Genomic DNA, 16,683 nt, shown 5'->3' with positions numbered 1-16,683 from the left:
CTAAATGCTTTTCGGCGGACCCGGGGCTCACTCGTTCGCGGTGCCCGGCTCGGCCATCTTGCGGTGCTGCTCGGCAAGCACGGAACCAGGAGTGACGTTGGCCAGCACGCCCTGGATCTTCGTCTTCCAGCCGGAGAAGATCGACGCCTTGCCGGACATGACCGCATCCCATCCGTCCTTCGCCACATCGGCGGGATCGCTCTTGTTCGGATCGGCGCCGACCGATGTGTCCAGCATGTCGCCGCGATCGAAGAACTCGGTGTCCACCGGTCCCGGCATCAGCGTTGTCAGCGTGACGCCGTCGCTGTCCTTGATCTCGTTGCGCAGCGCCTCGGTGAAGCTGTCCACGAAGGCCTTGGTGCCATTGTAGACAGCCTGGAAGGCACCGGGGATGTAGCCTGCAACCGAGCCCGTCACGAGCATCTTGCCGGCATTACGCGCAACCATCGCCGGGAGCACCTTTTGCACCAGATAGAGCGTGCCGGTGATGTTGGTATCGATGACATGGCGCCAGTCGGCGACCTGTTGATCGAGAAAGGCGTGCCCCAAGCCATGCCCCGCGTTGGCGCAAAGCAGATCGATCTGCCGGCCCCCTGCGGCAGCGAGCAGTTTGTCGACGCCATCGATCGTGGAAAGATCGGCCTCGACCGAGGTTACCTGCGTGCCGAACTGCTTAAAGTCCTCTGCAGCCGCGTTGATCAAAGGCTCGTCCGCGACGACCAGGATGTCATAGCCATCCTTTGCCGCCAGCGTCGCCAGTTCAAAGCCGATGCCGGTCGAGGCGCCGGTGATGATCGCGAATTTATCAGCCATGTCGGAAGTCCTCAGTTGAGACCGGGCTTGAGGACGACCTTGGTCACCTCATTCTGGTTGTCGTGGAACATCTGGTAGCCCTTAGGGGCCTCCTCCAGATCCATGCGGTGCGAGATCAGGAAGGTCGTATCGATCTTGCCTTCGAGGATCGCGGCCAGAAGCGCCGGCATATAATGCTGGACGTGGGTCTGGCCCGTTTTGAGCGTAAGCCCCTTCTCCATGAAGGCGCCGAGCGGGAACTTGTCGATAAAGCCGCCGTAGACGGCCGGCATCGAGACGCGGCCGCCCTTGCGGCAGGCGATAATCGCCTGGCGGATCGAGTGCGGGCGATCCGTGCCCAGCATGAGCGTCTTCTTGACCTGATCGAGCACGTTATCGACGAAGAAGCCGTGCGCTTCGAGGCCGACCGCATCGATCACCGCATCGGGGCCGATCCCGCCGGTCATCAACATCAGTGCCTCATAGGTCGCCGTTTCCTCGAAGTTGATCGTCTCCGCGCCGAACTTCTTCGCCAGTTCCAGCCGATGCGGGAAATGGTCGATTGCGATCACGCGCTCGGCTCCCATTAAAAAGGCGGACTGCACTGCGAACAGGCCGACCGGGCCGCAGCCCCATACCGCGACCGTGTCGCCTGGTTCGATCTGAGCATTCTCCGCCGCCATCCAGCCGGTCGGCAGGATATCGGAGAGAAACAACACCTTCTCGTCCTCGATCCCGTCTGGGATCACGATCGGGCCGACATCGCTGAAAGGCACGCGGACATATTCCGCCTGACCGCCGGCATAGCCGCCGGTCATGTGGCTGTAGCCGAACAGGCCGCTCATCGGCTGGCCGTACAGCTCCTGCGCGATATCCTGATTGTCGGCGGGGAGCGCATTGTCGCAGGCCGAATATTGATGCTTGCCGCAATGGTAGCAGCTGCCGCACGCCATCGTGAACGGCACGACGACGCGCTGGCCCTTCTTGAGATTGGACTTGGGCCCAACTTCGACCACCTCGCCCATGAATTCGTGGCCCAGCACGTCCCCGGCCTTCATGGTCGGAATGTAGCCATCGTAGAGGTGGAGATCGGAGCCGCAGATCGCGGTCGCCGTCACCTTGATGATCGCATCGCGCGGATTGAGGATCTCGGGATCGTCGACCGTGTCGACGCGGACGTCATGCTTGCCGTGCCATGCCAGTGCGCGCATCGATCAGGCCTTCTCTTCTTCGAGTTGTTTCTTGGTCCACGACGACGTCGCGATCTCTCCGGTTTCCATCAGCTGCTTGAAGCGCCGGAGGTCACGGCGCGCCTGGATGGCGGGCTCGCGCTGGAACATCTTGGCGATGATCTTGCCGACCACGCCGGCGGGCGGATCGTACGCTATGGTCGCCGTCACCACCGTGCCGCGGGCGCCGGCGTCCCGGAATTCTATCCGGCCGCTGTTGGCAACGTCAGCACCGTCCTCCGACGCCCAGGCGATCAGTTCGTTCGGCCGGTCCTCGGTGATGCGCGCGTCCCATTCGACGGTCTTGCCGCCCGGCGCCTTGACGACCCAATGCGAACGATCGCCGCTGGGGGTGATCGACACGACATTGTCCATGAAGGACGGCAGGTTCGAGAGATCGCGCCAGTAGGAATAGAGATCGGCAACCGGGCGATTGATCGTCACGGCACGCGCGGTGATCGCGCCGCCCTTTCCATCGATCAAGCTGTCGGTGAGGTCCGTTGCGGCATCATGCCGCTTCGACGCCGCAATAGGCGCGTCGTCGTCCGCTGGCTCCGGCATTTCTGTCTCCTGAAATATGCCCCTCAAAGCGCCCGGAACACTGGGGAGTTCCGCTCGTTTCCTTCCCGAAATCTAGTCGTGACAAGTATTTAGGACGCGCGGTAATTCGGTCCGGGCGGCCGGATAGCTGTGCGATCTGCCAAGGAAATCTAGCATGACCGCATCGCCCATTCGCTACGTCCCTTCCGTTGAACAGCCGTCACCGGACGAGGCGGAAGCCATCCACGGTCTGGAACAGACGTTTCAGAAGATCATGGACACCACGACCCGTGACTATGGGCGGGCCGTCCGTGGCGTCCATGCCGAGGGCCACGGCATCGTGCGCGGATCGCTTACCGTGTCCAACGCACTTCCCGTGGAACTTGCCCAGGGCCTGTTCGCAAATCCTGGAACCTATGAGACGGTGCTTCGCATATCGACGGCGCCCGGCGACATCCTCGATGACGGTGTCAGCGCGCCGCGCGGCATAGCGCTGAAGGTGCTCGGTGTTCCCGGCGAGCGCCTGCCCGGATCGGACGACGGCGACCAGGACTTCCTGATGGTCAACGGTCCCGTGTTCGGCGCCCCGACCCCGGCCGCGTTCCTGAAGAATTTGAAGCTGCTCGCCGCCACGACCGACAAGGGCGAAGGTCTTAAGAAGGCCTGGTCGGCGACACTGCGCGTGCTCGAGGGTGCGCTCGAGGCGGTCGGCGGCAGCTCGGTCCTGCTGTCGCAGCTCGGCGGCGCACCCGAAGTCCATCCGCTTGGCGAGACCTATTTCTCTCAGACCGCCTACCGCTACGGCGAATACATCGCGAAGTTTGCGCTCGTGCCGATTTCGACCGGACTGACCGAAGTGACTGGCGCCAAGGTCAACGTCGGCGATCGGCCGGACGCCCTGCGCGAGGACGTTCGCGAGGTGATTGTCGAGAACGGTGGAACCTGGGAGCTGCGGGTGCAGCTTTGCCGCAACCTAGAAACGATGCCCGTCGAGGATCCGACCAAGCCCTGGGATGATAAGGAAAGCCCCTTCCAGACCGTGGCGACGTTCCGCGTCGAACCGCAGGTGGCGTGGGAGCACGGCCGCAGCGATCGCGAGGAAGACAGCCTCTACTTCAGCCCGTGGCATGGCCTGGCGGCTCATCAACCCCTCGGCTCGGTCAACCGCGCTCGGCGACAGGCCTACGAATTCTCCGGCGGCCTCCGCAGTCGAACCAACGGCTGCCCAATGCACCAGATCAAGCAGCTTGAGGATCTGGACTCCGAATGAGCGTCCGCCTGAGGCCGCTTTCCGAGCAGGTGGTCCTGATCACGGGCGCCAGCTCCGGGATCGGCCTCGCCACTGTCCGCGCGGCCGCCAGGCGGGGCGCCGCGGTCGTGCTCGTCGCCCGCACCGAGGCGGCGCTCTCCTCGATCGTCGACGGCATCTCGGCGAAGGGCGGACGCGCTGTCTACGCGGTCGCCGATGTCGGCGTTCTGGCTGATGTCGAGGCAGCCGCATGCTTGGCCGTCGAACGCTTCGGTCGGATCGACACCTGGGTGAACTGCGCCGGCGTCGCGATCTACGCGAAGCTGGTGGACACGCCGGCTCATGAACACGAGCGGCTTATCCAGACCAACTACTTCGGGGTGGTCCACGGCGCGCTTACGGCGGTCAAACATCTGCGCGCGCGGGGCGGCGCTCTGATCACGGTGGGCTCGATCGCCTCCGACTTTCCGTCGGCGGTGATGGGTGCCTATGCCGCGTCCAAGCATGCTGCCAAGGCATATGTTGAATCCTTGCGGATAGAACTCAACTCCGAGATGGCGCCGATCTCGGTCACTTTGATCAAGCCATCCGGCACGAACACGCCGATCGCGGAGCATGCCGCCAACCATGTGGACGGTGAGGCGCTGATCCCACCGCCGGTCAACGACCCAGACCTTGTCGCGGAGGCCATCCTCGACGCGGCCCAAAATCCACGCCGCGATGTGACCGTGGGCGGCATCGGTCGACTGCAAGTGTTGGCGGCGACGCACTTTCCCGGCCTCTACGCGCGCTTTGGCGGAGCGGTCGCGCCGCTGCTGTCCGATCCCGATCGTCCCAAAACCTCTGGCGACAATCTGGATCAACCCGGACGCGGCGGCGCCGAACGATCGGTCCACGAAACCGGGCGACGCATCAGTCTCTACGCGCCCGTCTCGCGACATCCGGCGGTCATCTCCACTGCCGGGCTCGCCCTGCTTGGGGGCTTGGTCTGGGCCGCATCCCGCTATCGAAACCGAGGAGCATCGACATGACGATCAAGGCGATGGGCTATGCAGCCCAGCACAGCTTCAGCCGCCTGAAGCCGATGAAATTCGAGCGCGAGGAGGCAGGGCCCAGAGAGGTCGAGATCGAGGTGCTCTACTGTGGTGTCTGCCACTCCGACGTCCATCAGTGCGAGAATGACTGGGCGAACACGGTCTATCCTTGCATGCCCGGCCATGAAGTCGTCGGACGCGTGACCCGCGTCGGGTCCGGGGTCAGCCTCCACAAGGGCGGCGACCTGGTCGGCGTCGGTTGCATGATCGACAGCTGCCGGTCCTGCGAACCCTGCCACGCCCACGAAGAGCAATATTGCGAAGGGCCGAACAGCTGGCTCGCAACTTACAACGGCCCAATGGTCCCAGCCTCGCAGGCGCCGGACGGCGGCAACATGTATGGCCGCGACAACACGTTCGGTGGCTATTCCAACGTCGTCGTCGTGAAGGAGGATTTCGTCCTCAAGATCCCTGCCTCGCTACCGATCGAGGCTGCGGCGCCGATCCTCTGCGCGGGCGTCACCACCTATTCGCCGATGAAGCATTGGGGCGTGAAAGCCGGCGACAAAGTGGGGATCGTCGGGTTCGGCGGTCTCGGCGACATGGCGCTCAAGATCGCCAAGGCGCTTGGTGCCGAGGTGACCATGTTCACGACCACCGATGAGAAGATCGGAGAGGCCGAGAAGCGCGGCGCGAAGGGCGTGCTGGAAAGCGACACCGACGCGCTCAAGAAGCTCGAGCGAACCTTCGACTTCATCCTCTCGACGGTGCCCGAGAAGCACAAGTCAGATCCGTTCATTCCAACCCTGAAGCGCAACGGCACCTTCGTCGCGGTCGGAGAACTCGGTCCGATGCCTGGCTATAACAACGAGGAGGTGGTGATGCACCGCCGCAGCCTCGCCGGCTCGCTGATCGGCAGTATCGCGGAGACGCAGGAGATCCTCGACTTCTGTGCTGAGAAGGGCATCGCGCCTGATGTCGAACTGGTCGCGATCCAGGACATCAACAAGGCCTACAAGACCTTGAAGAGCGGCGACGTGAGGTTCCGGTACGTCATCGACATGGCCAGTCTGAAGAGTGAGATGGCTGAGGCCTGATCTCGTCGATCCTTTTAATCTTCATCAGCCGGGGAGGTCGGATGCCGACTGTCGAAACCGAGGATCTCTCGCTCCACTACGAGGAAACAGGGACGCCGACCGGCGACGTGGTCCTTCTCCTGCATGGTTGGCCCGACGACGCCTCGACTTGGGACGGCGTGGCGCCAACATTGGCAATGGCGGGCTTCCGCGTGATCGTGCCGACGCTGCGTGGGTTCGGACAGTCGGTGTTTAGAACCGCCGAGGCGCCGCGCACGGGCAACAGCGCGATCCATGCGATGGACATGATCGAGCTGCTCGACGCGCTCGGCGTCGAGGCAGCCGCTGTGATCGGCCACGACTGGGGATCGAACATTGCCGAAGCGCTTGCCGTCGGCTGGCCTGACCGGATCACGCGTATCACCATGCTCGCCACACCGCCGCGCCTTGGCGGCATGCCGACGCCGCCGTTCCATCAGGCCCAGCGTTACTGGTATCATTGGTTCATGGCGACCGAGCGCGGAGCCGAAGCCGTGCGCGCCGACCCGCACGGCTTCGCGCATATCCATTGGGAGAACTGGGCGCCGACAGGCTGGTTCGACGAAGCGACATTCGCGCGTGTCGCACGATCCTGGGACAATCCCGACTGGGTCGACGTGACGCTTCACAGCTATCGGTCCCGTTGGGACAACGCCGAGCCGGATCCGCGCAGCGTCTGGCTCGAGGACAGGATCAAGGCGACAAAGTCCCTGTCATTGCCGACCCTCTTCACCAACGGCGATGTCGACGGTGTCACCGCGCAGGACAGTTTCGACAAGGTTCCGGCGAAGTTCACCGGCCCGTTTGAAATGATAGGTCTGGCCGGGGTGGGACACTTCCCGCAGCGTGAGAATCCGCAGGCCGTTGCCGAGCTGGCCCTGGCGTTCGTGACCGGCCAGCGTCCATGATCACTACCTGGCTACGTAAACCGCCGACTCACCTTGCGAAGCGTCTGGCCGAGCATGTCCGCCGAATACGGCTTATGAAGCAGCTCGAAGCCGTGATCGCTGTCGGTCGCCAGAACATGACTGTAGCCCGATGTGAGGATCACCGGAAGATTGGGCAGTTTCGTCCGCAACTTCTCGGCCAAGGCGAGACCGCCGATGCCGGGCATGACGACATCCGAGAACACGACATCATAGCCATCTCCGTCGTCGCCTAGGAGATCCAGCGCGTTTTCGGCGTTCGGCACCCATTCCGTTCGATAGCCAAGATCCTCCAGCACCTGCGTGCAGAACTGTCCGACCTCGACGTTGTCCTCGACGATCAGCACTTTCAGTCCCGCGCCGATGGGAGCAGCGGATGGCTTCTCTTCCACTTCGGGCGCCAATTCGGGTTCGAGCACTTCGGGCAGATAGAGGGTGAAGATCGTGCCCTCGCCGACCGTGCTCTGGACGTCGATGTCGCCGCCGGACTGCTTTGCGAAACCGAAGACCTGGCTGAGCCCTAGTCCGGTGCCATTGCCGACCTCCTTGGTCGTGTAGAAGGGTTCGAAGATCCGGCCCAATTGGTCGGGAGGGATGCCGACGCCGGTGTCGCGAACCGAGACAGACGTGAACGGCGCGGACGATCCACCGTGCCCACGGATGGGTGGCAGGGCCACGCCGCATCGTACCCGAATCTCCAGACGCCCAAGTCCGTCCATGGCGTCCCGGGCGTTGACCGACAGGTTTACCAAAGCGGTCTCGAACTGGCTTGCGTCAGCGCGGACGTAGCAGGGATGGTCGGGAAGATCGGTCGCGACCTGAATATGAGTTCCGGTGACGGTATCCAGCATATCGCCGACACCGCCGAGTTTGGTGCGCACGTCGAATATCGCCGGGATCAACGACTGGCGTCGCGCGAACGCCAGCAACTGTCCTGTGAGCCTGGCAGCGCGGTCGACGGTGTCGGAGACGGCATCGATATAGCGTTGGCGTTTGACTTCCGGCAGATCGGGACGTCGCAGGAGATCGACCGAACCACGGATCACGGTCAGCAGGTTGTTGAAGTCGTGGGCCACACCGCCGGTCAGCTGGCCCACCGCCTCCATCTTCTGGCTCTGGCGAAGCTGTTCCTCAGTCTCGGCGAGCACTTCCGCCTGTGCACGTTCGATCGTCGTGTCGCGGCCGACCGCGACGATCAGCCCATCTCCGGGGCCCGCCGTCCAGCTGATGTACCGATAGCCGCCATTCTTCTCACGATACCGGTTTTCGAAGCGCAGCAGCGTCCTGCCTTCACCGATGGCGCTAGCACCTTCGACGGTATGCGCGAGATCGTCGGGATGGATCAGGTCGAACAGGCTTGTCCCGACCAATTCGTCCTCCGTCCAGCCAAGAACGCGCTCCCACGCCGGATTCACGGCGTGAATGCGGGCATCGAGACCAGCGACCAGCATGATGTCGGCGGACATCGACCACAGCCGGTTGCGGTCGGCTGTTCGGGCCTCGACCTCGGATTCCAGTCTTTTGTTAAGCTCGCTGAGTTCCAACTCGGCCCGCCGCCGCTCGCTGGCCTGTCGCAGCCGATCCGCAGCCTCGCGCACGAATTCGATCTCGTCTTCGCGCCATTCGCGCGCATCCTTGTCGTTGACGAAGAGGATCGCGCCGATGCGTCCATTCTCCATCACCGGGTGGTTGATGAGCGAGCCGACCCAGACCTTCGCCAGTGGCTCCGGGTTCGCAGACGTGCGGGGATCCCGTCGTATGTCGTCGATGACGACGGTCGACCCCGCTCTCAGATCGACCGCGTAATCGCCGTAGTCGTCGATCCGATAGGTGCCCGCGAGCGATGGGCACTCTGGCACGGTCCAGTCGGTCGGAACCGTGAAGGTCTCTCCATCCTCCTCCATCGATCCATAGCCGACCCGATCGACGCCGAGCGCCTTTCCGATGACCTCGGAAGCCGCCGCCTGCATCGTATCGACATCGGCTTCGGTGCGGAGCCGGTCGCCGAGATCCGCCAGACCGAATCGCAAGCGGTCGGCGCGTCTGTGCTCGGTCACGTCTCGGGAGACCGCTAGAATTCGGGATGGCCGCCCGTCCGCGTCGAGGATGGGGGTGACCTGAACGTCCCACGACTTCCAATTGCCCTTGAGCGTGGCGGCGTCGCCCCGGAAGCTCGAGGATCGGCCCGCCCGCGCTTCGACCAGAGCAGCCTTCGCGTGCGCGTTTCCTTCCCGCTCCCAGAAATCGGGCCACGGGCATCCTTCGACGGCGTTGAAGTCGCTGACCTCCATGACGCGTTGACCGCCCTCGCTCATGAACGTCAGGCGGCCATCGAGATCGAGAACTTTGATGCAGTCTCCGGAGGACGCCAGGACGCTCCGCAGGAACTCGGCATCGGCCTGATGCGCCGCAGCCGCATCGCGCTGATCGGTGCGATCTCGCAGGATCTTCACGAAACCAGTGTGGTTGCCCTCGTCATCGTGGAGCGGCATCATCTCCCCGTTCGCCCAAAAGCGAGTGCCGTCCTTCTTCAAGTGCCATCGTTCGTCGGCAGCATGTCCTTCGGTGAGGGAAAGCCTCATCTCGATCGCTGGACGATCAGCGACGCGATCCTCCGGTGTGAAGAAACGGTCCAGAGGCTGGCCGCAAATCTCGTCGGCGGACCAGCCAAGTACCTTCTCAGCGCCGCTATTCCACTCGGTGATTTTTCCGCTCGTATCCGTCGCGACGATTGCAAAATCGACCGCGCTCTCGACGATCATGCGATACCGACGTTCACTTTTCTGTCCGAGCACCCACAACCTCAGTCTCCGCCTCGACCGACGGTATATCTATTGCTGCCCGTTAGTTGATCGGACTTCTGGTTACCGAACGCTCAATCAGCGTTAGGGTTCGATGCGGCTAGAGCGGGCTTTCCACCAGATTGGAGCCCCGGTAAATTCCGCTAATGGATTCGATCGCCGATGTGGAAAGGACGCAAGCCGAGCTGGACGCGCTGTATGGCGAACTCTCCGCTCGCGCGGGTGATCCAAACATTCAGGCTTTGATGGATGTACTACGCGCCGCTGACGTCGTCGTCGCTGAAAGCAAAAGACTTGCTACGGCGTTAGAACGATCCAAGCGTTGAATTGTCGATCGTCGGCGCTTCGTTCTGCCCGGCGAGACGCTTAGCTGATGATCGCGGAATGGGTGCCTCGGAGGTAGCCGGGTTCACCTCTAAGTGACTGTTGCCGAACGTGAAGTCTCAGAGCGTTACCGACAAAGACGCAGCAATGACCCGCATTGGGATATTGTGACTCAGCAGCTTTTAAGCTCCGCCCGGGGCAGCAGCCATGTCCATCCACATCGCTTCCCAGACATGGCCGTCGGGATCGGCGAGATTGCGATTATACATAAAGCCGTGATCCTGCTTAGGATTGATGTCCGCAGTGCCGCCATGAGCGGCTGCCGCCTCGTTCATCGCATCTACCTCGTCGCGGCTACTGCACGAAACCGCCAGCAGAACCTCGCTCGAGGTCGAAGGCGGAATGGGACGACTGGTGAATGTCTGCCACTTCGCGTGGGTCATAAGCATGACGTTGATCACTTCGGTCAGCACCATACAGGCGCTCGTGTCGTCGCTGAATCGCGGATTGTTGGTGAAACCAATGGCTTCGTAGAAGATCCGGGCCTTTGCCAGATCCGCCACTGGCAAGTTCACGAAAATCATCCTGCTCATGCTGACCCCTAATCCCTATTGCGGTCCGAACGGCCGCGTTGCACGACGAACGAAGCATCGAAACTATCTTGACGTCAAGACAGTTTCGAGAAGGAGATAGTTATGGTGGATCGCGCTGAGGCTGCGGCGAGGCAATGGCAACGTGAGCGCCCCGAACTGCCGATGCTGGCGGTGGAGATCTTTGGTCGTGTGCTGGACGCCGCCGCGCGCGTGACGCGCGACCATATGGACCCGCTTCTCGCGGAGGCTGGATTGAAAGTCGGAGAGTTCGACGTCCTAACCCCGCTAAGACGCTCGGGTAAACCTTACTCTTTGACGCCGACACAGCTCTACGAAGCGGCTCTGATCTCGTCGGGCGGCATGACCTCACGCCTCGACAAACTGGAACGGGCTGGCCTGATCGAAAGGCGGCCGGACCCCGAAGACGGCCGCGGTCGGCAGGTCGCGTTGACCGGCACCGGCCTCGAGATCATTGACGACATGATCGGCAAAATGGTTGCGATGGAGGAGCGAATGATCTCGATTCTGACCGTCGCGGAGCAGAACAATTTAAACCGACTTCTCAAGAAATTGCTGACTGGGCTTTGACGGAGCCGTTGCCTGCTCCTCGTTCTCGGATCAAGAAACCAACGCCTGAATGATGGCGGCTTTCGGGATGCGGGAGACAGTTCGCGACTGACCCAGTTTGGGTTGAAACTGTCATTCGATGCCCCAGAAGGATCAAAACGCGCATCATAACTTCGGTCATTCGAGCAGGCGGTCTCGACGTCGATCACGACGAAGTCGAGGTCGAACCTGTCCGAGACCTTAGCGACAGCCGCTCGCTCGATTACTTCAAACTCCATTTCCACCGACATAGCTGGTGCCGGGCGCATTTCGCCAGCCAGCGACCCCGAAAATCTCGCTGTCCGGCTGGGCTTCAGCCACGACTGCGACGGCCTAAGAACAGCATCAAGCTCGGGAGGGTCGGCCTCGGTTTACCGCCACCGACGTGGAATTGTGTCTCGCAAACCCCATTTGGGCGGGATGCATCGCAACGACGGACATCCCTCCCCGCTAATTCTGGCCCTCGGCGACAGCCTTACCGCGGGACATGGTCTTGAACGGCACGAGAGCTTCGCGGCTCAGCTCGAGCGGGAGCTGCGGAAGACCATGCCCGATACTGCCGTGATCAACGCGGGTGTCTCCGGAGACACGTCGGCGGGAGCCCTGCGGCGCTTGCCGGATCTGCTTTCTTCGCTGCGCCAGCGGCCTCAGCTCGCGGTGGTGGAACTGGGAGCGAACGACGTGCTCCGGCGCGTGCCGGCCGCGCACCTCAAAGCCAATCTCGAGACGATCATCGAGGAGCTCGGACGGTGCGGGATCCCCTCGCTGCTCGCGACGATCGAACCTCCTGCCTTCCTCGGGCATCTTCTAGGCGATTACGGGTCGGTCTTCCCGGCGGTCGCGGCGCGGTTCGGGCTCAAGACCTGTCGGTTCTTCCCCGAAGGTGTTCTCGGGCATCCGGCGATGGTTCTCGCCGACCGCGTCCACCCGAATGCGAGGGCGATATCGATGTGTGCAGCAGCCGTTGCACCTCACGTCTTGTCTGCCTTGGACACGCCTAACGTACAGGCCGCGTAGCACCGGGCTTCGCCTAGGCGTGTGGTCAGCGCAGTTGGCTGTCCTTGCTCCCACGGCGATTGATGCCGGTTGAAGTCCGCTTCTTGTCGCGTTCGCTCTGGCACGCCACGCACGTTCTGACGCCCGGAAGCGCCTTCCGCCTCGCTGCGGAGATCGTCTCGCCGCAATCGTCGCAATCCTCCGTCCCGTCACCGATCGGCATGCGGGCGCGGGCGGCCGAGACCGCATCCTTTACAGTGTCGTCGATCTGATCCTGCACCGCGCCGTCGGGGGCCCATCCATTCGCCATCGTCATCTCGAAAGGGTTGAGCGTATTCAATGACGAACGGCGCGGCCTGTTCCGATGCTCGTCCTTCCCGTCGGTGGGACGACACACCGGCTGATCACATTGTCTCCTCGCGCGTTCACGCGGGAATGATTGCTTCCTCGCTCAACAACGCAGCGCACGTCGTCCAGCTGGCGCTCACGCCGATCTTCCTCCTGACAGGCCTGGCCTCGCTCCTGAACGTCTTCACGACGAGGCTGGGACGGGTGGCCGACCGCGTGGACAAGCTGACCGAGGATGCCAAGTCTCATCCGCGGCAGCTTCACATCCTCAAGCTGCGGTCGCGGGCCTTGGATGTCGCGGTGGTCCTCGTGACGATCGCCGGCGCGCTGACCTGCTGCGCCGCGCTCACGCTCTTCTTCGGCGCGCTCCGGAACGCCAGCGGCGGGCTGCTCCTCTTCGCGCTGTTCGGTGGCGCGCTGGTCTTCTCGGTGATGGCCCTCGGCGCCTTCGCATTCGAAACCCTGCTGTCCGGACGGTCGGTGCGGGAACTCGCCGAGGGAAGCTCGGGCGAATAGCCATCCAAGGATTGATCAAACCATGCTCGACCGCGAACCCCTGCTTCATCCCATCGCCATCGACGCGCTCCGCCCGACGCAGATGACGGTCGGGCTGCGGGAGGTGGCGCGCAAACGCGGCGAGTGGCGCGCTCGCGCCGAAAAGTCGGGTCTCGAATATCTCGGACAGCACATGATCCCGGTCGTGATCGGCCCCAAGAACCACCGTTGGCTGATCGACAACCACCATCTTGCCCGCGCACTCCACGACGAGGGCGTCGAGCAGGTTCTGGTGCGCGTGGTCGCCGATCTGTCGCATCTCGGCGGGCGTCAGTTCGAGACCTTCATGGATAACCGGAACTGGCTGCACCCCTTCAATGAGAAGGGGCATCGCAAAGGCGTCTCCAAGATACCCAAGCACATCGAGCAATTGAGCGACGATCCCTACCGGTCACTTGCGGGAGAGCTGCGCCGCGCGGGAGGCTACGCCAAGGACGACACGCCCTTTTCGGAATTCCTCTGGGCGGACTTCCTCCGCCGGAAGGTTAATCTTGATCTCGTAGAGCGCGATTTCGACGATGCGGTCGCGAAGGCCTTGAAGTTCGCCCGCAAGCCAGATGCCCAGTATCTTCCGGGATGGGCGGGTCCTCACGACTGACCTGACCGGCAGGAGTCGAATGGTCCAAGTCGCGGCGGGCGGCGTTCCTTAGGAATGACCGACCCGCATCACCTCGTCCTTCTCCTGATCGGTGGAGGCCTCGTCCTGCTGGTCTCTTGGCTGCCGCTGGTCCTCAAGTCGGTGCCCCTATCGGTTCCCATCGTCTGCGTCGCGCTGGGCTATGCCGCCTCGTTCGTCCCGCTGCTGCACGTCAGGCTCGACGCGGCAGCCACCTTGGACGCGGCGGAGAAGATCGGCGAGGCAGTAATGCTTCTCGCGCTGATGGGTGCGGGGCTCAGGATCGACCGTCCCTTCTCCTGGGCGGCATGGGGCACGCCATGGCGTCTCCTGCTCGTCGCGATGCCGATCACGATGGTTCTGGTGTTCGCAAGCGCGCACTGGGGTCTTGGCCTCGGAGCCGCCGCCTCGCTGCTGCTCGCGGCAGCCCTGGCTCCGACCGATCCCGTCCTTGCCGGCGACGTCCAGACGGGACCGCCTGGTGCCGGTGAGGACGGTGAAACCCGCTTCGGCCTGACCGCGGAGGCCGGTTTCAATGACGGTCTCGCCTTCCCGTTCGTGGTTCTCGCCATGGCGCTCAAGACGGGCACGGTCGGTTGGGTCCATTGGGCAGGCGCCACCTTCGCCGCCGAGATCGCGATCGGTGTGGTCATCGGGTTACTGCTCGGCCGGTTGATGGGCTGGCTAATGTTCCGTCTGCCCAGCCTCAAGCTGTCGGATACCGGCGACGGGCTGGTAGCGATCGGCGCCACCTTCGTCTGCTATGCCGCCACCGTCCTGCTGCACGGCAACGGCTTCATCGCGGTCTTCGTGACGGCCCTGACGATCCGGCACGCCTCTCCCCACGACGAATTCCACGAGACGATGGCTGACTCCGCTTCGCAGATCGAACGCATCCTGGTGATGCTGGTGCTCGTGCTGTTCGGCTGGGCCCTCGGTCAAGGTATCCTGTCCGAACTGACGTGGCAGGCCGGGGCTCTGGCGGTGGCCATCCTGCTCGTCTTCCGTCCGATATCGACTGGACTCGCCTTCCTGGGATCAACGGCGCCGAAGAATTCCAAGCGCCTCATCGCCATCTTCGGCATCCGCGGCATCGGCACGATCTACTACCTCCTGTTCGCCACCCACTCCGGACTCTTTCCGGAGCACGAGCGCCTTTGGAGCGTCGCGGCCGCAGCCATCCTCGTATCGATCGTCGTCCATGGCATGTTATCGACGCCCCTGATGGATCACGCCGACCGGCTGAGGAGGAAGCACGGCCACAAGTCGGACCACGCGGAGTTCGAAACGTCGGCGCCTGCCCGTTCGGGCTAGTGAGCCCCATCTAGACTGAGGCGAAGGTTCCGGAAATCGGTGAGGGCCGTCGGATCGGCAGCAACGATGCTGCTGGCCGATCATTGTGGGGCAATGGCAAAACATTCGAAGCCGGAACGGGCGGACGTCAAGGTCGCCCAGAAGCTCGCGCCTGCGCGCAAGTCGCCGGTGGTCCGTGCTCTGGGGACCTTGAGTGAGCTGGCCGACCAGCCCCAGCTCAACACGATCTGCGTGGCCACCCTGGGCGTCGGTTTGATCACTGGGAACCGCCGCATGGCGAAGGCCGGCTTCCGGATGCTGGTCACGCAACTGCTATCCACGCGGTTGAAGGGCCTGATCAAGCATAGTGTCGACCGGACCCGGCCGAAGGCGGTTGCGGAAGGTCGCAACTACGAGCGTCACGCGGGCAGCGACGGCGCCTCTGAGATGAACAGTTTCCCGTCCGGGCATACGGCCGGTGCTGTGGCTGTCGCGCGGGCGTTCGTCCGCGAATATCCAGAGCATAGCCTCGCGGCCTACGCCGGCGCCGCGGCGGTCGGCTTGATCCAGGTTCCGCGCAGCAAGCACTATCCCTCGGATGTCGCGGCGGGGATGGTCGTCGGGCTCCTTGCCGATGGTTTGGTTTCCGGTGCGGTGACCCGGTGGACATCGGCACGAAATTCATCCGGGAGCGGCAGCAACGTGGCTTCGCGTAAGGTGCATCAATCGGCATTGGCTTGACGCAAGACGGCATCCGGAAGAACGGCACCGGTCATGAGCAAGACAAACGGTCGGACAGGCGCACGCGCATGGGCGAATATCCAGCCCCCGCCGACGCCAGCGGAATTGGACGCCGCCAAGCGCGAGGTCGCTCAGATCAAGGGCCGTCTTGCCGATCTCTCCGCAGCCCACCCGTCCGTGAAGACGTGGAAGGCGCGCCTACGCGCCGCCGAAGCCGTGATCGCGCGCGCACCGAAGGCGGAGTAGGCTGTCGGCCCCCGATAGTTCGGGGGCTTGGCGGCTAGGCGTTCGCGGGGGACTCATCGGACCGCCGATTTCAATCGCTTTTCGCAGACCCGGCGTCGCCTCCAGCCGTTCCAGATAGGCCGCTAGGGCCGGATAGGCCTCGAGTTGGCCTGCGTTGCGGAGCGCCGCCACGAGATAGCTCATCTGGATGTCGGCGAGCGTCAGCCGATCGCCCATGATGTAATCGCGGTTTTTCACGCGGTCCGAGATGAAGTTCAGCGCCTTGGTGAGTTCGGGACCGGTGAATCCGGCGAGCCCTGCGGACAGCCCACCCGTCTTCGCGCCCAGCAGCGTGAACATCGCCGGAAGCGCGGCCGAGCTTTCGACGTAATCCAGCCATTCGTCGTGGATGGCGCGGTCGGGTGTGCCGGGCGCCGGAACGAGCCGGCCGTCGGCATACTTGCCCTCGAGGAAGCGCAGAATGGTCGCGGATTCCGCCAGCACCAGCCCGTCATCGACCAGGATCGGCGCCTTGCCGAGCGGATGCACGGTCGAGAGTTCGGGCGGCGCGCGGAAGTTGCGGTCGCGCTCGTAGGTCTTCAGCTCGTAGTCGAGGCCGAGTTCCTCGAGCAGCCAGAGGACGCGCGTCGACCGCGAGAAGTTCAGGTGGTGCAGCGTGATCATGATAAGCCTCTTAGAG

General features: G+C 63.3%; 18 protein-coding genes. 11 read left to right on the top strand and 7 right to left on the bottom strand.

What is annotated here, in order from left to right; all coding sequences use genetic code 11:
- Positions 1-27: 27 nt before the first annotated feature.
- From K8P63_RS06330 to K8P63_RS06320, 3 genes are read right to left on the bottom strand one after another with little or no spacing between them, the layout of a single operon-like run.
- Positions 28-813, bottom strand: a complete 786-nt coding sequence (locus K8P63_RS06330; RefSeq protein WP_223798972.1) for an SDR family NAD(P)-dependent oxidoreductase — start codon at positions 811-813, stop codon at positions 28-30.
- Between the two features lie 11 nt (positions 814-824).
- Complete coding sequence (locus K8P63_RS06325) at positions 825-2,003, bottom strand: zinc-dependent alcohol dehydrogenase (RefSeq protein ID WP_223798971.1); 1,179 nt, start codon at positions 2,001-2,003, stop codon at positions 825-827.
- Positions 2,004-2,006: 3 nt separating this feature from the next.
- On the bottom strand, positions 2,007-2,582 hold the full coding sequence (locus K8P63_RS06320; RefSeq protein WP_223798970.1) for an SRPBCC family protein: 576 nt from the start codon (positions 2,580-2,582) through the stop codon (positions 2,007-2,009).
- 154 nt (positions 2,583-2,736) lie between these two features.
- On the opposite strand from K8P63_RS06320, the gene K8P63_RS06315 reads away from it, so the two are divergent.
- From K8P63_RS06315 to K8P63_RS06300, 4 genes are read left to right on the top strand one after another with little or no spacing between them, the layout of a single operon-like run.
- Positions 2,737-3,831, top strand: coding sequence for a catalase family protein (locus K8P63_RS06315; RefSeq protein WP_223798969.1), 1,095 nt, complete (start codon positions 2,737-2,739; stop codon positions 3,829-3,831).
- Positions 3,828-4,841, top strand: a complete 1,014-nt coding sequence (locus K8P63_RS06310) for an SDR family oxidoreductase (RefSeq protein WP_223798968.1) — start codon at positions 3,828-3,830, stop codon at positions 4,839-4,841. Before K8P63_RS06315 ends, K8P63_RS06310 begins: the two co-directional genes overlap by 4 nt.
- A complete protein-coding gene (locus K8P63_RS06305) occupies positions 4,838-5,941 on the top strand; it encodes an NAD(P)-dependent alcohol dehydrogenase (protein WP_223798967.1) in 1,104 nt (367 codons plus the stop codon). The genes K8P63_RS06310 and K8P63_RS06305 overlap by 4 nt, the downstream gene beginning before the upstream one ends.
- A gap of 41 nt (positions 5,942-5,982) precedes the next feature.
- A complete protein-coding gene (locus tag K8P63_RS06300; protein WP_223798966.1) occupies positions 5,983-6,867 on the top strand; it encodes an alpha/beta fold hydrolase in 885 nt (294 codons plus the stop codon).
- Between the two features lie 11 nt (positions 6,868-6,878).
- Here the strand turns inward: K8P63_RS06300 and K8P63_RS06295 are convergent, their stop codons facing one another.
- Positions 6,879-9,647 carry a PAS domain S-box protein gene (locus K8P63_RS06295; RefSeq protein ID WP_263282697.1) on the bottom strand — a complete coding sequence of 923 codons (2,769 nt, stop codon included), beginning with the start codon at positions 9,645-9,647 and terminating at the stop codon, positions 6,879-6,881.
- 185 nt (positions 9,648-9,832) lie between these two features.
- Here K8P63_RS06295 and K8P63_RS06290 point away from each other — a divergent pair, with 185 nt between their 5' ends.
- The gene (locus K8P63_RS06290) at positions 9,833-10,012 is read left to right on the top strand and encodes a hypothetical protein (protein WP_223798964.1); all 180 of its coding nucleotides are present in this window, start codon (positions 9,833-9,835) and stop codon (positions 10,010-10,012) included.
- Between the two features lie 180 nt (positions 10,013-10,192).
- Here K8P63_RS06290 and K8P63_RS06285 read toward each other — a convergent pair whose 3' ends face one another.
- Positions 10,193-10,603, bottom strand: coding sequence for a VOC family protein (locus K8P63_RS06285; RefSeq protein WP_223798963.1), 411 nt, complete (start codon positions 10,601-10,603; stop codon positions 10,193-10,195).
- A gap of 102 nt (positions 10,604-10,705) precedes the next feature.
- On the opposite strand from K8P63_RS06285, the gene K8P63_RS06280 reads away from it, so the two are divergent.
- Positions 10,706-11,191 carry a MarR family winged helix-turn-helix transcriptional regulator gene (locus tag K8P63_RS06280; RefSeq protein ID WP_223798962.1) on the top strand — a complete coding sequence of 162 codons (486 nt, stop codon included), beginning with the start codon at positions 10,706-10,708 and terminating at the stop codon, positions 11,189-11,191.
- 438 nt (positions 11,192-11,629) lie between these two features.
- A complete protein-coding gene (locus K8P63_RS06275) occupies positions 11,630-12,226 on the top strand; it encodes an arylesterase (protein WP_223798961.1) in 597 nt (198 codons plus the stop codon).
- Positions 12,227-12,251: 25 nt separating this feature from the next.
- Here K8P63_RS06275 and K8P63_RS06270 read toward each other — a convergent pair whose 3' ends face one another.
- On the bottom strand, positions 12,252-12,515 hold the full coding sequence (locus K8P63_RS06270; protein WP_223798960.1) for a DksA/TraR family C4-type zinc finger protein: 264 nt from the start codon (positions 12,513-12,515) through the stop codon (positions 12,252-12,254).
- A 29-nt stretch (positions 12,516-12,544) separates the two neighbouring features.
- Here K8P63_RS06270 and K8P63_RS06265 point away from each other — a divergent pair, with 29 nt between their 5' ends.
- From K8P63_RS06265 to K8P63_RS06250, 4 genes are all read left to right on the top strand, one after another.
- Complete coding sequence (locus tag K8P63_RS06265) at positions 12,545-13,069, top strand: DUF2721 domain-containing protein (protein ID WP_223798959.1); 525 nt, start codon at positions 12,545-12,547, stop codon at positions 13,067-13,069.
- Between the two features lie 22 nt (positions 13,070-13,091).
- Entirely contained in the window at positions 13,092-13,706 is a 615-nt protein-coding gene (locus tag K8P63_RS06260) for a ParB-like protein (RefSeq protein ID WP_223798958.1), read from the top strand.
- A gap of 54 nt (positions 13,707-13,760) precedes the next feature.
- Positions 13,761-15,038 (top strand): cation:proton antiporter, encoded by a 1,278-nt coding sequence (locus tag K8P63_RS06255; protein ID WP_223798957.1) that lies wholly within the window; start codon positions 13,761-13,763, stop codon positions 15,036-15,038.
- Positions 15,039-15,104: 66 nt separating this feature from the next.
- Complete coding sequence (locus tag K8P63_RS06250; RefSeq protein WP_223798956.1) at positions 15,105-15,758, top strand: phosphatase PAP2 family protein; 654 nt, start codon at positions 15,105-15,107, stop codon at positions 15,756-15,758.
- Between the two features lie 198 nt (positions 15,759-15,956).
- On the opposite strand, the gene K8P63_RS06245 is transcribed toward K8P63_RS06250, so the two are convergent.
- Entirely contained in the window at positions 15,957-16,667 is a 711-nt protein-coding gene (locus K8P63_RS06245) for a glutathione S-transferase family protein (protein ID WP_223798955.1), read from the bottom strand.
- Positions 16,668-16,683: the final 16 nt, after the last annotated feature.

The organism is Sphingomonas nostoxanthinifaciens (assembly GCF_019930585.1).
Classification (GTDB): domain Bacteria; phylum Pseudomonadota; class Alphaproteobacteria; order Sphingomonadales; family Sphingomonadaceae; genus Sphingomonas_I; species Sphingomonas_I nostoxanthinifaciens.
This window is presented reverse-complemented; position numbering and strand designations above follow the sequence as displayed.